Annotated in this window: 15 protein-coding genes; 7 read left to right on the top strand and 8 right to left on the bottom strand. The window is 61.2% G+C overall.

Annotation, left to right across the window (positions count from 1 at the left end; translation table 11 throughout):
* Positions 1-20: 20 nt before the first annotated feature.
* From BUB72_RS17600 to BUB72_RS17605, 3 genes are all read right to left on the bottom strand, one after another.
* Complete coding sequence (locus tag BUB72_RS17600; protein WP_073146168.1) at positions 21-692, bottom strand: DUF6778 family protein; 672 nt, start codon at positions 690-692, stop codon at positions 21-23.
* 166 nt (positions 693-858) lie between these two features.
* Positions 859-1,017, bottom strand: a complete 159-nt coding sequence (locus BUB72_RS18915) for an RSP_7527 family protein (RefSeq protein ID WP_175549201.1) — start codon at positions 1,015-1,017, stop codon at positions 859-861.
* 125 nt (positions 1,018-1,142) lie between these two features.
* Positions 1,143-1,928 carry an HpcH/HpaI aldolase family protein gene (locus BUB72_RS17605; RefSeq protein WP_245814933.1) on the bottom strand — a complete coding sequence of 262 codons (786 nt, stop codon included), beginning with the start codon at positions 1,926-1,928 and terminating at the stop codon, positions 1,143-1,145.
* A 112-nt stretch (positions 1,929-2,040) separates the two neighbouring features.
* Between BUB72_RS17605 and BUB72_RS17610 the strand changes: the two genes are divergently transcribed.
* Both BUB72_RS17610 and BUB72_RS17615 read left to right on the top strand, forming a co-directional pair.
* Positions 2,041-2,949 (top strand): alpha/beta hydrolase fold domain-containing protein, encoded by a 909-nt coding sequence (locus BUB72_RS17610; protein ID WP_073146169.1) that lies wholly within the window; start codon positions 2,041-2,043, stop codon positions 2,947-2,949.
* A 75-nt stretch (positions 2,950-3,024) separates the two neighbouring features.
* Complete coding sequence (locus BUB72_RS17615) at positions 3,025-3,315, top strand: SCP2 sterol-binding domain-containing protein (protein ID WP_073146170.1); 291 nt, start codon at positions 3,025-3,027, stop codon at positions 3,313-3,315.
* 2 nt (positions 3,316-3,317) lie between these two features.
* On the opposite strand, the gene BUB72_RS17620 is transcribed toward BUB72_RS17615, so the two are convergent.
* The 4 genes from BUB72_RS17620 to BUB72_RS17635 form a co-directional block, all read right to left on the bottom strand.
* Positions 3,318-4,094, bottom strand: a complete 777-nt coding sequence (locus tag BUB72_RS17620) for a gamma-glutamyl-gamma-aminobutyrate hydrolase family protein (RefSeq protein WP_073146171.1) — start codon at positions 4,092-4,094, stop codon at positions 3,318-3,320.
* A gap of 221 nt (positions 4,095-4,315) precedes the next feature.
* Positions 4,316-6,472, bottom strand: a complete 2,157-nt coding sequence (locus tag BUB72_RS17625) for a malate synthase G (RefSeq protein WP_073146172.1) — start codon at positions 6,470-6,472, stop codon at positions 4,316-4,318.
* Positions 6,473-6,615: 143 nt separating this feature from the next.
* Entirely contained in the window at positions 6,616-6,759 is a 144-nt protein-coding gene (locus tag BUB72_RS17630; protein ID WP_073146173.1) for a DUF2256 domain-containing protein, read from the bottom strand.
* 75 nt (positions 6,760-6,834) lie between these two features.
* The gene (locus BUB72_RS17635) at positions 6,835-7,038 is read right to left on the bottom strand and encodes a hypothetical protein (RefSeq protein ID WP_073146174.1); all 204 of its coding nucleotides are present in this window, start codon (positions 7,036-7,038) and stop codon (positions 6,835-6,837) included.
* A gap of 116 nt (positions 7,039-7,154) precedes the next feature.
* Here BUB72_RS17635 and pepN point away from each other — a divergent pair, with 116 nt between their 5' ends.
* From pepN to BUB72_RS17660, 5 genes are all read left to right on the top strand, one after another.
* Positions 7,155-9,707, top strand: a complete 2,553-nt coding sequence (pepN, locus tag BUB72_RS17640; protein WP_073146175.1) for an aminopeptidase N — start codon at positions 7,155-7,157, stop codon at positions 9,705-9,707.
* 62 nt (positions 9,708-9,769) lie between these two features.
* Positions 9,770-10,297: a hypothetical protein gene (locus BUB72_RS17645; protein WP_073146176.1), complete on the top strand. Its 528-nt coding sequence runs from the start codon at positions 9,770-9,772 to the stop codon at positions 10,295-10,297.
* Between the two features lie 126 nt (positions 10,298-10,423).
* A complete protein-coding gene (gene parA / locus BUB72_RS17650; RefSeq protein ID WP_073146177.1) occupies positions 10,424-11,056 on the top strand; it encodes a ParA family partition ATPase in 633 nt (210 codons plus the stop codon).
* A 114-nt stretch (positions 11,057-11,170) separates the two neighbouring features.
* On the top strand, positions 11,171-11,926 hold the full coding sequence (locus BUB72_RS17655) for an SDR family oxidoreductase (protein WP_073146178.1): 756 nt from the start codon (positions 11,171-11,173) through the stop codon (positions 11,924-11,926).
* 82 nt (positions 11,927-12,008) lie between these two features.
* Positions 12,009-12,569: a type 1 glutamine amidotransferase domain-containing protein gene (locus BUB72_RS17660; RefSeq protein WP_073146179.1), complete on the top strand. Its 561-nt coding sequence runs from the start codon at positions 12,009-12,011 to the stop codon at positions 12,567-12,569.
* Between the two features lie 82 nt (positions 12,570-12,651).
* On the opposite strand, the gene BUB72_RS17665 is transcribed toward BUB72_RS17660, so the two are convergent.
* The gene (locus BUB72_RS17665; RefSeq protein ID WP_245814935.1) at positions 12,652-13,299 is read right to left on the bottom strand and encodes a transglycosylase SLT domain-containing protein; all 648 of its coding nucleotides are present in this window, start codon (positions 13,297-13,299) and stop codon (positions 12,652-12,654) included.
* Positions 13,300-13,583: the final 284 nt, after the last annotated feature.

Consider the following 13,583-nt stretch of genomic DNA (forward strand, 5'->3'; position numbering starts at 1 on the left):
CCCGACTGTGCGTCGTGCTGTTACTGAGTGACGCCAGTATAGACGTCCTGCGGCGCAACCGCGGCCCGTGCGACAACGCGCATTTCCTGCCCGCCATTGAAGGCTTGGCGCATCAGGCTGGCCAAATGGGTCTGGATACGCACCTTCTGGGTCTGGCCACGACGCTCTGCTTCAAAAGCTTGGTCGCCGCCGAACGCCTTCAGGGCAATTTCCATTTCAATCGGGCCATGCAGTGCAACGCCGGTCGCCGCGTCCACTACGGTCAGCGTGTAGATGATGTTGTGAACACCACCGATTGAAACGCGGGTTTTTTCCGTCAATGAGTGGAAGCGGCTCAAGTTGATGTCGAAAAACACCGGGCGGTCGCCCTTCAGATGGGTCAGGCCGCTGGTCAGACCGTCGTCAAGAATTTTCGCGACTTGTGCGCGGCGATCTCCATACGGGTCTTCACGCCAGACAATATCTGCGATCGGGTAGTAGCGGTTGGCCTCGGAGACCTTCAGATCCCCCGAGACGTTCACCCGCACATCGGCCAAACGCCAGTCGGCGCTGCGGGCGGTCAATTCTGCCCCCACAACCGGGGCCACATCAGGCGCGTTACGTGTTGCAGTCTCGGAAATCGGGCCGGAGGAGGCGCAAGCGCTCAATCCAACGGCAACCGCAAGTCCGGCGATCAGCTTCATAAACTTCATGTTCTCAACCTTTCCGGCGCTCCGTCATCGGGCGCGTATTGCTTAAGATTGAGTAAATATGGCGTTGAAATCAGGCTAAAATGAGAAAATCCCGGTCCGCTTTAATGGCGGAACCGGGATTTTTAGCACGCGGCGGCGGCCCAATTCGGGGGCCAAATCGCCGGAATTAGGCAGTTTTGGCCGAGGCAGGCACAGATGCGGAGAACTTCGAAGCAATCCACGCACGGGCAGATGCCATAAGCTGTGCGGTGTATTCAGCGCGCATTTTGCGGGCTTCAAGTTCGATGGCGTGCATGTCGATCGGGGCGTCGTTGAGATGGGTCATAACAGTTTCCTATGGTTCGTTTGTTGACCTACAGATAGGTCAGCCTCTGCCCCAAGACATCACCCAAAGTCGGAATGCCGCCATGCAGCATTTGCATAGCGACCCCATAAACCTTTGACCTTAAGTCATTCCTTTCGCATATCCGCAACAGCCGCCTTTGCGCCCGCCAGCATCCATGAATGCTCCGACCCCATCACGAACATGGTGAAGCCATAGCTTTCCCACGCCTTGGCCGCAGCGGCGTTCGGCACCCAAGTGACAAACCCTACGCCCGCACGCCGCGCCGCGTCCCCGACGCGCTGCATGGCGTCTTTTAGCTGGTCATTGTCCACCGAGCTCTCTCCATAGCTCACCGTCAGGTCGGCCGGTCCGATGAAAACAGCGTCCACCCCTTGTGCTCCGGCGATGCCGTCAATCTCGTCGACGGCCTCGGGCTCCTCGATCTGCACAATCACCACCGTCTCGGATTTCGACTGCTCCAGAATGTCGCCCATCGGTCGCGTCGCATAGCCCGCCCAACGGGTCGAGCCCGCAAAGCCGCGCCCGCCATGACCAAACCGCGCCGCCTTGGCGACCGCGCGGGCTTTCTCGGGGCTGTCCACATGGGGCACCACAATGCCCACAGCGCCTGCGTCCATCGCCTTCAAAATGTCATCCGCCCCGCCCGATGTCACCCGCACCAGCGTTGGCAGGTCCAGCGCCCGCGCCACCGCAAGGCAGGCATCCATGCGCATCCGGTCCCATGCCGCGTGTTCGGCATCCAGACAAATGAAATCGAGACCTGATTTCGCCAAAACCTCGACAACCTCCACCGAGGGCGTCTTCACAAACGTCCCGAGCAGTCGTTCTCCCGACTGCATCCGCGCCTTGAACCCTGCAAACCCCATGTCGTGATGCTCCTCGTTATCCATCACATTCATAAGAGCGCGAAACTCCGGCGCTGGCAACCGGACCTGTCGCTGCTAGGGTGAGGTCTATGAAAATGCAGTTCTGCCCCCATGCGGTCGCGCCGGAGACCGCCACATGACCTCTTTGCCGCAAAAGCTGTTCAACGGCTTTGCCCGCTATGTCGAGAAACCGCTGTTTGCGAATATTGCGAACCAGACCACGCTGGCCCGCGTGCTGGACGCTCTGGCCGTCACCGGTATGCGCCCGCTGCGCGGCACCAAATGCGCCTTCCTGCAAACCCCGAATTTCCGCATCCGCCGGATGATCCCCCGTGCCGCGCAGGGCAATCTTTTGCTCTTTTTTCACGGCGGTGGCTTCACCGTCGGCTCGTCCTACACCCATCGCTGGCTTGCTGCCCGCATCGCTGCGGAAATCGGGGCGGAGGCGTGGTTGCCAGACTACCGCCTCGCCCCTGCGCATCCCTACCCCGCAGCCCCTGATGATTGCATCGCCGCCTACAAGCTGGCCCTGACCTGTTTTCCGCCAGAGCGGATCGTGCTGGGCGGTGACAGCGCGGGTGGCACGCTGGTGCTCAACACCGTGACACGTCTCGCGGCCCTCGGCCTGCCCCAACCCGCAGCGCTTGCATTGCTGTCGCCGCTCACCGATCTGGCGCATACCAGCCCCAGCCGCACAGCCTTCCGCGACACCGACATGCTGTTGCCCCACAAATGGGTCACACGATGCATGCCCGCCTATCTGACGGGGCGCGATCCGAAAGACCCCGACATCTCCCCCGCCTATGCCGACCTGTCCATGGCGCCGCCCGCAGCGCTGCATGTGGCGGAAGGGGAGGTGCTTTATGACGATGCCGCCCAATTGGCTGAAATCCTGCCGAATGTCGACTTTCACACATGGACCAATGTGCCCCATGTCTGGCAGCTTGCCGCGGGCTGGACCACAGAGGCCGACGCATCGGTCCAGCAGCTGGCCGAAAAGCTTCGCACGCACCTGCCAGAGCATCCCGTGCAGCCCGAGAACTGACGCCACGTCCCGCTTGCGCGATCCCCGATCCCGCCACCAAAGTGACGCGGACGTCACCTTGCCGGAGCCCCTCGCATGACCACCCATCTCGACACCCTGACCGCCCTGCTGCATGAAAAAGCCAAAGGCGCCATCAAAGGCACCGCCAAGCTGGTCATCACCGATCAAGGCTCTGTGTTGTTGACGCAAGACGGTGCCGTGCAATCCGACGCGGAGGCGGATGTGACACTGAAGGCCAGCGAGCAGGTGTTCCGCGCCATCCTCGACGGCAGTCAAAATCCGATCACTGCGGTGATGACGGGAAAGCTGAAGGTCGATGGCAACCAGATGCGCGCCTTGAAGGTCAGCGAAATCCTGACGTCCTGACGCTAGGCCGACTTCAAAATTTGCGGCCGCTCGCCCGCGGCCCATTGCGCCGCCGCCTCCCCGAAGGCTTCAAACAAGAGCCTTGAGACCGGATCTTGCGCCGCGCGGTATTCGGGATGCCACTGGACCGACAGGCTGAACCCCGGCGCGTCCTTGATATAGATCGCTTCCGGTGTGCCATCCGGCGCGAACCCGTCAATCACCACCCGCTCGCCCGCGGCCTTGATGCCTTGGCCATGCAGCGTGTTGGTCATCACCTCGCGCGCACCCAGCAATTTGTGAAACGGCCCGCCTTCGGTGAAGGTCACGGCGTGGCGCAGCTCGAACTTTTCTTCCAACGTCCCGTCGGGTGGCATGCGGTGGTTCATCCGCCCCGGCAGATCGCGAATTTCAGGATAGAGCGTGCCGCCCATGGCCACATTGACCTCTTGAAAGCCGCGACACACGCCAAAAATCGGCTGCCCGCGCTCGATGCAGGACCGGATCAGCGGTAGCGCGATGCGGTCACGCGACCGGTCAAACGCGCCATGCGCCTCGGTCTCCGCCTCGCCATATTCTTCGGGATGCACATTCGGGCGACCGCCGGTGAACAAAAAGCCGTCGCAGGTATCCAGCAGGTCTTGGACCTCAATCAGCGAAGGACAAGAGGGAACAATCACCGGCACCGCGCGCGACACTTCGGCAATCGCCTGACAGTTCATGCTGCCGGCCGCATGGGCGGGATATTGATCGTTGATCAGATACGAGTTGCCGATAATACCAATGACCGGACGCACCATAAAACTTTAACTCCGCTGACTGCTCGGGGTACATCTACTCCAAGTTTCACGGCATGAATAGCCATACAGGCGCACAGTCGCTCTGCACAAATTCAAACCTGCTCGCACCTCCCCCCATCATTGCTTCAAAAATACCTCGGGGTGTGGGGCAGCGCCCCACTAAAAATCGGGGGTGCGGGGGCAGCGCCCCCGCGGATCGACACGCCACAGGCGTGGCGAAATCAACTGGCTTTCAACTCCAGACGCCGCGCATGCAGAACCGGCTCGGTATAGCCCGACGGCTGGACACGTCCCTTGAACACCAGATCGCAGCAGGCCTGAAACGCGATCCCGTCAAAGCCCGGTGCCATCGGAGTATAGCTTGCATCGCCCGCGTTCTGTCCATCCACCACAGCGGCCATCTTCTTCATCGCACCCATCACCGCCTCTTCCGAGACGACATCATGCAGCAACCAGTTCGCCAAAGCCTGCGAAGAAATCCGGCAAGTGGCGCGGTCTTCCATCAGGCCCACATTGTTGATGTCCGGCACTTTAGAGCAGCCGACGCCCTGATCAATCCAGCGCACCACATAGCCGAGGATGCCTTGCGCGTTGTTCTCGACTTCCCGCATGATCTGGTCTTCGGTCCACATCTGATATGTCGCCAGCGGAATATCCAATATCGTTTCCACATGCGCGCGGCGGCCACCGGCTTTCAGCTTCTCCTGCACCGCGAACACATCCACCTTGTGGTAATGCAATGCGTGCAGGGTTGCAGCCGTCGGGGACGGCACCCACGCACAGTTCGCGCCGGATTTCGGATGCTCGATCTTTTGCTCCAGCATCGCCGCCATCAGGTCCGGCATGGCCCACATGCCCTTGCCGATCTGGGCGCGGCCCGACAGGCCGCATTCCAGACCAATATCGACGTTGCGGTTCTCGTAGCCACCGATCCACGCTTTGCGCTTGATGAAATCCTTGCGCGAAAACGGACCCGCCTCCATCGAGGTGTGTATCTCGTCGCCGGTGCGATCCAGGAAACCTGTATTGATAAACGCCACGCGGGATCTGGCGGCGAAAATGCACTGCTTGAGGTTGACCGAGGTGCGACGTTCCTCGTCCATGATCCCAAGTTTGACGGTGTTGGCAGGCAGCCCGAGGATGTCCTCCACACGGCTGAAAATCTCGTCGGCGAAGGCCACCTCTTCCGGCCCGTGCATCTTCGGCTTCACCACATAGACCGAGCCGTGATGCGAGTTGCGCAGACCGTCGGATTTCTTCAGATCATGCATGGCGATCAGCGTGGTGATCATCGCATCCATCAGCCCCTCGTAGACCTCGCCGCCATCGCGGTCGAGCACGGCGGGGTTGGTCATCAGGTGGCCCACATTGCGCACCAGCATCAGCGCACGGCCTTTCAGCACCACCTCGCCCCCATCGGGCGCGGTATAACTCATGTCACCACGCAGCTTGCGGGTGATGGTCTTGCCACCTTTTTCCATGACTTCTTCAAGGGTGCCCTGCATCAGGCCCAGCCAGTTGGAGTAAGCCTGCACCTTATCTTCGGCATCGACGCAGGCCACGGAATCTTCGCAATCCATGATCGCCGACATTGCACTTTCCAGACGCACATCGGCCAGACCGGCTTGGTCGTGTTTGCCGATGAAATGCATGTTGTCGAACACCATCTCCACATGCAACCCGTGGTTGCGCAGCAGCACTGCATCCGGTTTCGCCGCGTCACCTTTGTAGCCTACAAATTTGGACGGGTCGGCTAGTGGCTTGCCGTCCGCCAGCAACGCGCCGTCGCGCATTTCGTAACTTTTCACGTCGGCGTGGCTGGTGCCTTCCAGCGGGAAAGCCTCGTCCAGAAACACCCGAACACGGGCCACCACACGAGAGCCACGGCCCTTGTCATAGCCACCCTTCGGCGGCAGCGTACCCATGGCGTCGGTGCCGTAGAACCCGTCATAGAGGCTGCCCCAGCGGGCATTCGCCGCGTTCAGCGCGTAGCGGGCGTTGGTGATCGGCACCACCAGTTGTGGGCCGGGCACCGAGGCGATTTCAGGGTCCACATTCGCCGTGTCGATCTGGAACTCTCCGCCCTCGGGCAGCAGATAGCCGATCTTGCTCAGGAACGCCTTATAGGCCGCGTGGTCATGCGGTTGGTCGCGGTTGGCGATGTGCCACGCGTCAATCTGCGTTTGCAGCGACTCGCGCTTGTCCAGCAGCGCTGCGTTTTTGGGCCCCAGCTCATGCGCTAGATCAGAGAAGCCTTTCCAGAAATCATCCGCTGCAATACCTGTTCCGGGCAATGCTTTGGTTTCCACGAAGTCAGCCAGAAGGCTGTCCACTTGCAAACCGTGCTTATCTTGACGCGTGGTGGAGGTCTTGGTCATCTCGGGGTCCCTTTCGATGGGCGGGGGCGTATCTGCAAACGGGGGCGTTTCTGCAAACAGGGGCGTGTATGAATACAATCGTATGCTGTCTAGAAAAAAAGTTTCCGATAGGCAACACGCTTGGGCGCAAACGCCCGCCGGTCTCAGCCTTTGGCGTTGCGGCACCGCTCGGAGCAGTAGCGCACCTCGTCCCATACCTGCGCCCATTTCTTGCGCCACGCGAAGGGCTTGCCGCATGTCGCGCAAGTCTTCGTCGGCAGGTCTGATTTCTTTCGCATTCTGGCCATATCCCGCACCGTGACAGCAAAAAACCGGCCTGCCAATGGCAGACCGGTCCCGCGTTGCGTCGGAAGTCGAGGGGACTATTCGGTCGCAACCACGGAAGCGTCTCCGGTGCGGCCGTCTACCTGAACCTCGGCACCCTGTGGCTCGCCGCCTTGGTACACGGTCCAGCCGATCAGCGCTGCAAGCAGCACGCCCGCAAAGACAAGGACGCCCGCGATGCCGGTCAGCGGCCCCTTGTGCTGGCGCTGCTGCTTTTCCAGATTTGTGTTTGGTGAGGACATTGAAGTTCTCCTTCCAGTATGGCTTTCGGGCCTGCGCAATCCGGTTGCGTGGCCCGCTTCACAGACCTAACGTGCCAGCGCGACATAAGTTCCCTGATTTGTCGAACGGAGCCCCCATGAAAGACGCCAGCCCTGCCGCCGCCCCTTTGGAAATCTTCCTCAGCGACTACACCCCGCCCGCCTATCTGGTCGACACGGTCGAGCTGGTGTTCAAGCTGCACCCCACCGCCACGCGGGTTCTGTCGAAGATCGCGTTTCGGCCAAATCCCGAGGCGACGGACCGGACGTTTTATCTGCATGGCGAACAACTCAAGCTGATCTCCGCGACCATCGACGGCAAGGACGCAAACGCCAAGATCACCGATCTGGGCCTGACAGCGCAGGCCCCCGACGCGCCGTTTGTCTTCGAGGCGGAGGTCGAAATCAGCCCGCAGACCAACACTGCGCTGGAAGGTCTCTATATGTCGAATGGCATGTATTGCACCCAATGCGAGGCCGAGGGCTTCCGCAAGATCACCTACTACCCCGACCGCCCCGACGTGATGGGCGTCTTCACCGTGACGATTGAAGGCAGTGAGCCGGTCAAGCTGTCCAACGGCAACGACCTAGGCGGCGGAAAATGGCACGACCCATGGCCCAAACCCGCCTACCTGTTCGCGCTGGTCGCGGGCGATCTGGTCAACCACCCCGACACATTCAACACCATGTCGGGCAAGCAGGTGGAGTTGAACATCTGGGTCCGCAAGGGCGACCTGAACAAATGCGCGTTCGGCATGGACGCGCTGAAACGATCCATGAAGTGGGACGAGGAGGTCTATGGCCGCGAGTATGACCTCGATCTGTTCAATATCGTCGCCGTGGACGACTTCAACATGGGCGCGATGGAAAACAAGGGCTTGAACATTTTCAACTCTTCCGCCGTTCTGGCGTCGCCCGAGACCTCCACAGATGCAAATTTCGAACGTATCGAAGCAATCATCGCCCACGAGTACTTCCACAACTGGACCGGCAACCGCATCACCTGCCGCGACTGGTTCCAGCTGTGCCTGAAGGAAGGTCTGACGGTCTATCGCGACAGCCAGTTCACCGCCGACGAACGCTCCCCCGCTGTCAAACGCATCGAGGACGTCATCGCCCTGCGCGCGCGCCAGTTCCGCGAGGATAACGGGCCTTTAGCGCATCCGGTGCGGCCCGAAAGTTTCGTGGAGATCAACAACTTCTACACCGCCACCGTCTACGAGAAAGGTGCCGAGGTCATCGGTATGCTCAAGACCCTGATCGGGGACGAGGCCTATTACAAAGGCTGCGATCTGTATTTCACCCGCCATGACGGGCAGGCCTGCACCATCGAGGACTGGCTGGCCTGTTTCGAGGAGGTCACAGGCCGCGATCTGACCCAGTTCAAGCTGTGGTATTCCCAAGCAGGCACGCCGCGCGTCGCGGTGAAAGAGGCTTGGAGTGAAGGCACTTACACGCTGACCTTCACGCAAGACACGCCGCCCACACCGGGCCAAGACGTCAAAGACCCCAAGGTGATCCCCATCGCCGTGGGCCTGCTCAATGACGCGGGCGAGGAAGTCCACGCGACCCGCATCTGCGAGATGACGGATGTGGTCCACGCCTTCCGTTTCACCGGCCTTGACGCCAAGCCGGTCCCGTCGATCAACCGCGGCTTCTCCGCCCCGATCATTCTGGAGCAGGATCAAGACAACGCCACCCGCGCCTTCTTGCTCGCCCATGACACCGACCCGTTCAACAAGTGGGAAGCAGGCCGCGCGCTGGCCCGCGACGTGATGATCCGCATGGTCACCGAGGATGCGACGCCCGATCAGGCGTATCTGGACGCGCTGCTTGCCGTGGCCCGCGACGACACGCTGGACCCGGCGTTCAAGGCGCTGGCCTTCTCCACACCGTCCGCCGACGACATCGCGCAGGCCTTGTTCGATGGCGGCGTGACGCCTGACCCGACCAAGATCTACAACACGACACAAACCCTGCGGCAATCTGTGGCCCACGCGATGCAGGACACCCTACCCCGCATCTATGCGGAAATGCAGGTGGACGGCCCGTTCTCGCCCGATGCAGAGGCCGCAGGCAAGCGCGCGTGGGGCAATGTCGCGCTGTCCTTGCTGACCCGCCTCGACGGCGGTGCGCAGGCGCGCACGCAATTCGAGAGCGCGGACAACATGACCCAGCAACTGTCGGCCCTTGGGGCGTTGCTGCGGGCGGAGGTCGGCGAGGAGGCATCGAACGCCTTCTGCGAACAATGGAAAGACGACCGGCTGGTCATCGACAAATGGTTCGCCATGCAGGTCAGCTACGCCAAGCTCGACGCCGCCCCCGCGACGGCCAAGGCGCTGACGAACCACCCCGATTTCGACATGACCAACCCCAACCGCTTCCGCGCGGTATTCGGGGCGCTGGCGGGCAATACGGCAGGGTTCCATTCGCCCGACGGATCGGGCTACGCGCTGCTGGCGGACTGGTTGATCAAGCTCGACGCCAAGAACCCGCAAACCGCCGCCCGCATGTCCACCGCCTTCGAGACGTGGAAACGCTATGACGCGGACCGGCAGGCGATGATGCGCGAGGCGCTGGAGCGGATGAAGGCGGCCTCGAACCTCAGCGGCGATCTGTTGGAAATGGTCACCAGAATTCTCAACGCGTAACAGTCATAGTTCGGCCCAAATCCGCGCTATAAAGGACCGGCAACAACAGCGAGCAGATTTCTATGCCTATACTCATTGCCATCATCGGGGCCTTGGGCGCCGCCGCTTACTGGTACTTCCGCATGCGTGATATCGGCGTCGCGGGCCGCGATTTGGCCAATGTCGCCAATGACGTACGCCTTGCCGCCCGCCGCTTCGGGTTCTCGCGCCGGTCCAACACCCATCCGGCGGAAAGTATCGAGGACCCCAAGGTCGCCATCGGCGGGCTAGCGGTGGCATTTCTGGAACTGGATAACCTGCCATCTCAGGACGCCCGCATCGCCATGACGCGCGAATTGCAACGGGCCACCAATGTGACGCTTCAGGATGCCGAAGAACTGGCGATCCTTGGCCGCTGGCTGATGAGCGAATGCGGCGGGCCAGAACCCACGGTGACACGCCTTTCCAAAAAGCTGTACAAGCTCGGCGGCGGCGAACAACTGGCCCCGCTGATGCAGGTGCTCAACGCCATCGGGACGGCTGGCGACGGCTCCCTGTCGGAGCGCCAGCGCGATGCGCTCGACGACATCAAATACGCCTTCAAACTGTGATCAAACCGCTGCTGAGTCGCGGCGGTGATATCCTAAGCACCTGAAACGCCCCACTATCAGGGGCGTGCATTCCGCCGCGATCCGTGACATGCTGCACCGCAGCACAACTCATGGATGGATTACCACATGTCAGGCTCAGTCATCACGATTGCCCAGCAAAAGGGCGGCAGCGGCAAGACCACGCTGACGGCCAATCTGGCCGTGGCCTTCACCAAGCTCGGCAAGCGGGTGGCGATCATCGACACCGATCCGCAAGGCAGCCTTGGCCGCTGGTTCATGGCGCGGCGCGAGGTGATGGAGGACCCGAGCATGGAGTTCTCGACCGCCTCCGCATGGGGGATTGAGTACGAGATCGGCAAGATGCTCGATACGGTCGACATCGTGCTGGTGGACACGCCGCCCAAAGCCGACAGCGACCTGCGCCCTGCCCTGCGCAAGGCCGCGCTGACATTGGTGCCGGTGGCGACCAGCCATGTGGACCTGTGGGCAACGGAAGGGGTGCTTGATCTGGCGCGCCGCGAAAACACCCCCGCGATGATGGTGCTTAATCGCACACGGGCCGGAACGCGGCTGGGCCGCGACATCGCGGAGGCCGCCGCGAAGATCGACGCAGGCTTGGCCACGGCCAGCCTTGCCAACAGGGTCGCCTATGCCGAAACCTTCGGGCAAGGCCGCGCCGTGCAGGACGCGGCACCGAACAATCCCGCCGCACTCGAAGTGGCCGCCTTGGCCAAAGAGGTGCTGGCGCATCTGTCCTGACCGACAGCTTCGAGCGGTATTCAGCCCAAAGCTTAAGACTTGCCTGCACCGCCATAAATCCGCCAGAGTTCGGCTGTTGAACCCGTCCAACACCGCAATCAAGGAGATGCCCCAATGGCTCGCAAAACCAAAACCGTTCTGATCACTGGCGCAAGTTCCGGCATCGGGGCGGCCACCGCAGTTCTGGCCTCCAAAAGCGGCTATGATGTGGGCATCCACTACAACTCCGACCTGAAGGGCGCGCAGCTTGTGGCACAGATGTGCGAACAGGAAGGCGCTATTACTCATATGTTTCAGGGCGATGTGGCCAACCACGATGATGTGGAACGCATCTTTGAGGAATTCGACGCCGCCTTTCCGCAGATGGACGCGCTGGTCAACAACGCGGGCATTGTCGACAAGCCGCAGCGGGTGGAGGAAATGTCCTACGAGCGTTTGCGCCGGATGGTCGACGTCAATCTGATCGGCGCGATGCTGGTGGCTCAACAAGGCGTTTTGCGTATGTCGAAAGCCTTTGGCGGCGATGGTGGCGTGATCGTCAATACCAGCTCTGCCGCGGCGCGGCTGGGCTCGGCGGGTCAATATGTGGACTACGCAGCGACGAAGGCGGGCATCGACATCTTTACCAAAGGCTTAAGCGACGAAGTTGCACCGGACGGTGTGCGCGTCGTGGCAATCCGGCCCGGCCTGATCGAAACCGCGATCCACGCCAAGGGCGGCCTGCCCGACCGCTGCGATGATCTGGCCGACACCGTGCCGATGAAGCGCCCCGGCGAGGCCGAGGAATGCGCTCATGCGATCCTGTTCCTGATGGGCGAAGGGGCCAGCTACATCACCGGCACGACCTTGGACATCTCGGGCGGGCGGTAAAACAATTCGCGACATCTTGGAACTCTGAGGCGGGGCTATCCGTTGTGATTGCAGAACCGATGCAATTGCAAAGGAGCATGATATGCCAAAGATCGACACATCGAAAATCCTGATCCTCTCGACCCACGGGTTCGAGCAATCCGAGCTGGAATTCCCCCGCGACCAGTTGCGCGCCAAAGGTGGGACGGTCCATGTCGCAACGCCCGACGGCGAAGCGATCAAAGGCTGGGACGGCGGCGACTGGGGGCGTGAGGCCGAGGCGGTTTTGGCCCTCTCTGAGGTCAAAATCGAAGATTACGACTGTCTGGTTCTGCCCGGCGGCCAGATCAATCCCGACCTGCTGCGCGCAAACAAGGACGCCGTCAACCTGGTGCGCGGCTTTGTCGAGCACGGCAAGATCGTCGCGGCCATCTGCCATGCGCCATGGCTTCTGATCGAGGCGGGCGTTGTAAAGGGCCGTGAAATGACGAGTTATCATTCAATCCGCACCGACCTGAAGAATGCGGGTGCTGACGTGGTGGACAAGGATGTTGCAGTATCCAACGGCATCATCACCTCACGTAGCCCAGAAGACCTGAAAGCCTTCGTGTCCAAAATCGTCGAAGAGATGGAAGAAGGCGATCATCAACGCGACGCCGCCTGAACCGTCCCGACTTTATCTGCCCGACTTATCCCGTCCTCCCTACGCGGAGGGCGGGTTTTTTTGCGGGCATCTCAGCCGTAGGCTAGTTTGCCGGACCTTGGGGCCGCTCCGCCGGTTTGATATCGGAAAGCCGCTTCTCGAGCGGCAAACGCTGGGTAATTTCGCGCGGGCGCGGGATCGGCTTGGTGTCGCTCAGCAGCTTGCAGTATTTCTGCTTGCGCAGCCACGACGCCATTTCATTGCGCTTGCCCGCTTTGATCATCGGCCCCCAATCAGCCGCCACCCCCCCCAAACGGCCATTGGCCTTCCGAGCCACGGCGTTATCGCGGACCACCGTATGAGCCATGATCCGCACCGCGCAGCTGAGATTGTCGGAGCCGTTCTTCAATGCCTCCCCCGAGCCGACGCGGCATTTATAGCCGCGCGCCGTGCCGGGTAAAATCTGGGTCAGCCCGTACCACAGGCCACCGCCGCCCACCGCGCGGGGCTTCCATGTGCTTTCATGCTTGGCCAGCGCGCTGAGAAACCCGTTCCAGAACGCCGCCCGCTTGTCCAAGCCGTTGGCCTCGTAGTTTGGGCACCAGTCGGCTATGTCGCGGGGCACCATTGTTAGCAGCGGCAGACCGTGTCCCTTCAACGCCTCCAACGTGGTGCGCGTCCAAAGCCGACCTTCGGGGCGGAAGTCCCAGCGGGCGCGGGGTATGTGGTCTTTACGGGGGATAGGTCGCACGATATCGGGCGGTGCAACAGACAATGACGCGGGCACGACATTGTCGGCGCCCGAATGTGGGGTACCTTGATCCTGAGCAAATGCGGATCCTGCCGCGAAACAAGCGGCGATTATAAGTGCGTGGCAGCGCATGGCGAATATGACAATCAGAGATAAGGAACGCTGACAACAACATTGTATGTTCCGCCCCCTAACTGTCTCCAATCTCGCAACAATCCGCTGAGTTTCGCGGGACTACACACCTGTTAAGCCGATTCAGCGCCTTGGACGCGACTTCAACAAAG

This window comes from Litoreibacter ascidiaceicola (assembly GCF_900129235.1).
Taxonomy (GTDB): domain Bacteria; phylum Pseudomonadota; class Alphaproteobacteria; order Rhodobacterales; family Rhodobacteraceae; genus Litoreibacter; species Litoreibacter ascidiaceicola.

Coding starts and splice junctions, on each gene's coding strand:
- parA (WP_073146177.1), top strand. CDS start 10,424: ATGTCAGGCTCAGTCATCACGATTGCCCAGCAAAAGGGCGGCAGCGGC.
- BUB72_RS17600 (WP_073146168.1), bottom strand. CDS start 692: ATGAAGTTTATGAAGCTGATCGCCGGACTTGCGGTTGCCGTTGGATTG.
- BUB72_RS17630 (WP_073146173.1), bottom strand. CDS start 6,759: ATGGCCAGAATGCGAAAGAAATCAGACCTGCCGACGAAGACTTGCGCG.
- BUB72_RS17615 (WP_073146170.1), top strand. CDS start 3,025: ATGACCACCCATCTCGACACCCTGACCGCCCTGCTGCATGAAAAAGCC.
- BUB72_RS17605 (WP_245814933.1), bottom strand. CDS start 1,928: ATGGATAACGAGGAGCATCACGACATGGGGTTTGCAGGGTTCAAGGCG.
- BUB72_RS17655 (WP_073146178.1), top strand. CDS start 11,171: ATGGCTCGCAAAACCAAAACCGTTCTGATCACTGGCGCAAGTTCCGGC.
- BUB72_RS17625 (WP_073146172.1), bottom strand. CDS start 6,472: ATGACCAAGACCTCCACCACGCGTCAAGATAAGCACGGTTTGCAAGTG.
- pepN (WP_073146175.1), top strand. CDS start 7,155: ATGAAAGACGCCAGCCCTGCCGCCGCCCCTTTGGAAATCTTCCTCAGC.
- BUB72_RS17620 (WP_073146171.1), bottom strand. CDS start 4,094: ATGGTGCGTCCGGTCATTGGTATTATCGGCAACTCGTATCTGATCAAC.
- BUB72_RS17645 (WP_073146176.1), top strand. CDS start 9,770: ATGCCTATACTCATTGCCATCATCGGGGCCTTGGGCGCCGCCGCTTAC.
- BUB72_RS18915 (WP_175549201.1), bottom strand. CDS start 1,017: ATGACCCATCTCAACGACGCCCCGATCGACATGCACGCCATCGAACTT.
- BUB72_RS17635 (WP_073146174.1), bottom strand. CDS start 7,038: ATGTCCTCACCAAACACAAATCTGGAAAAGCAGCAGCGCCAGCACAAG.
- BUB72_RS17610 (WP_073146169.1), top strand. CDS start 2,041: ATGACCTCTTTGCCGCAAAAGCTGTTCAACGGCTTTGCCCGCTATGTC.
- BUB72_RS17660 (WP_073146179.1), top strand. CDS start 12,009: ATGCCAAAGATCGACACATCGAAAATCCTGATCCTCTCGACCCACGGG.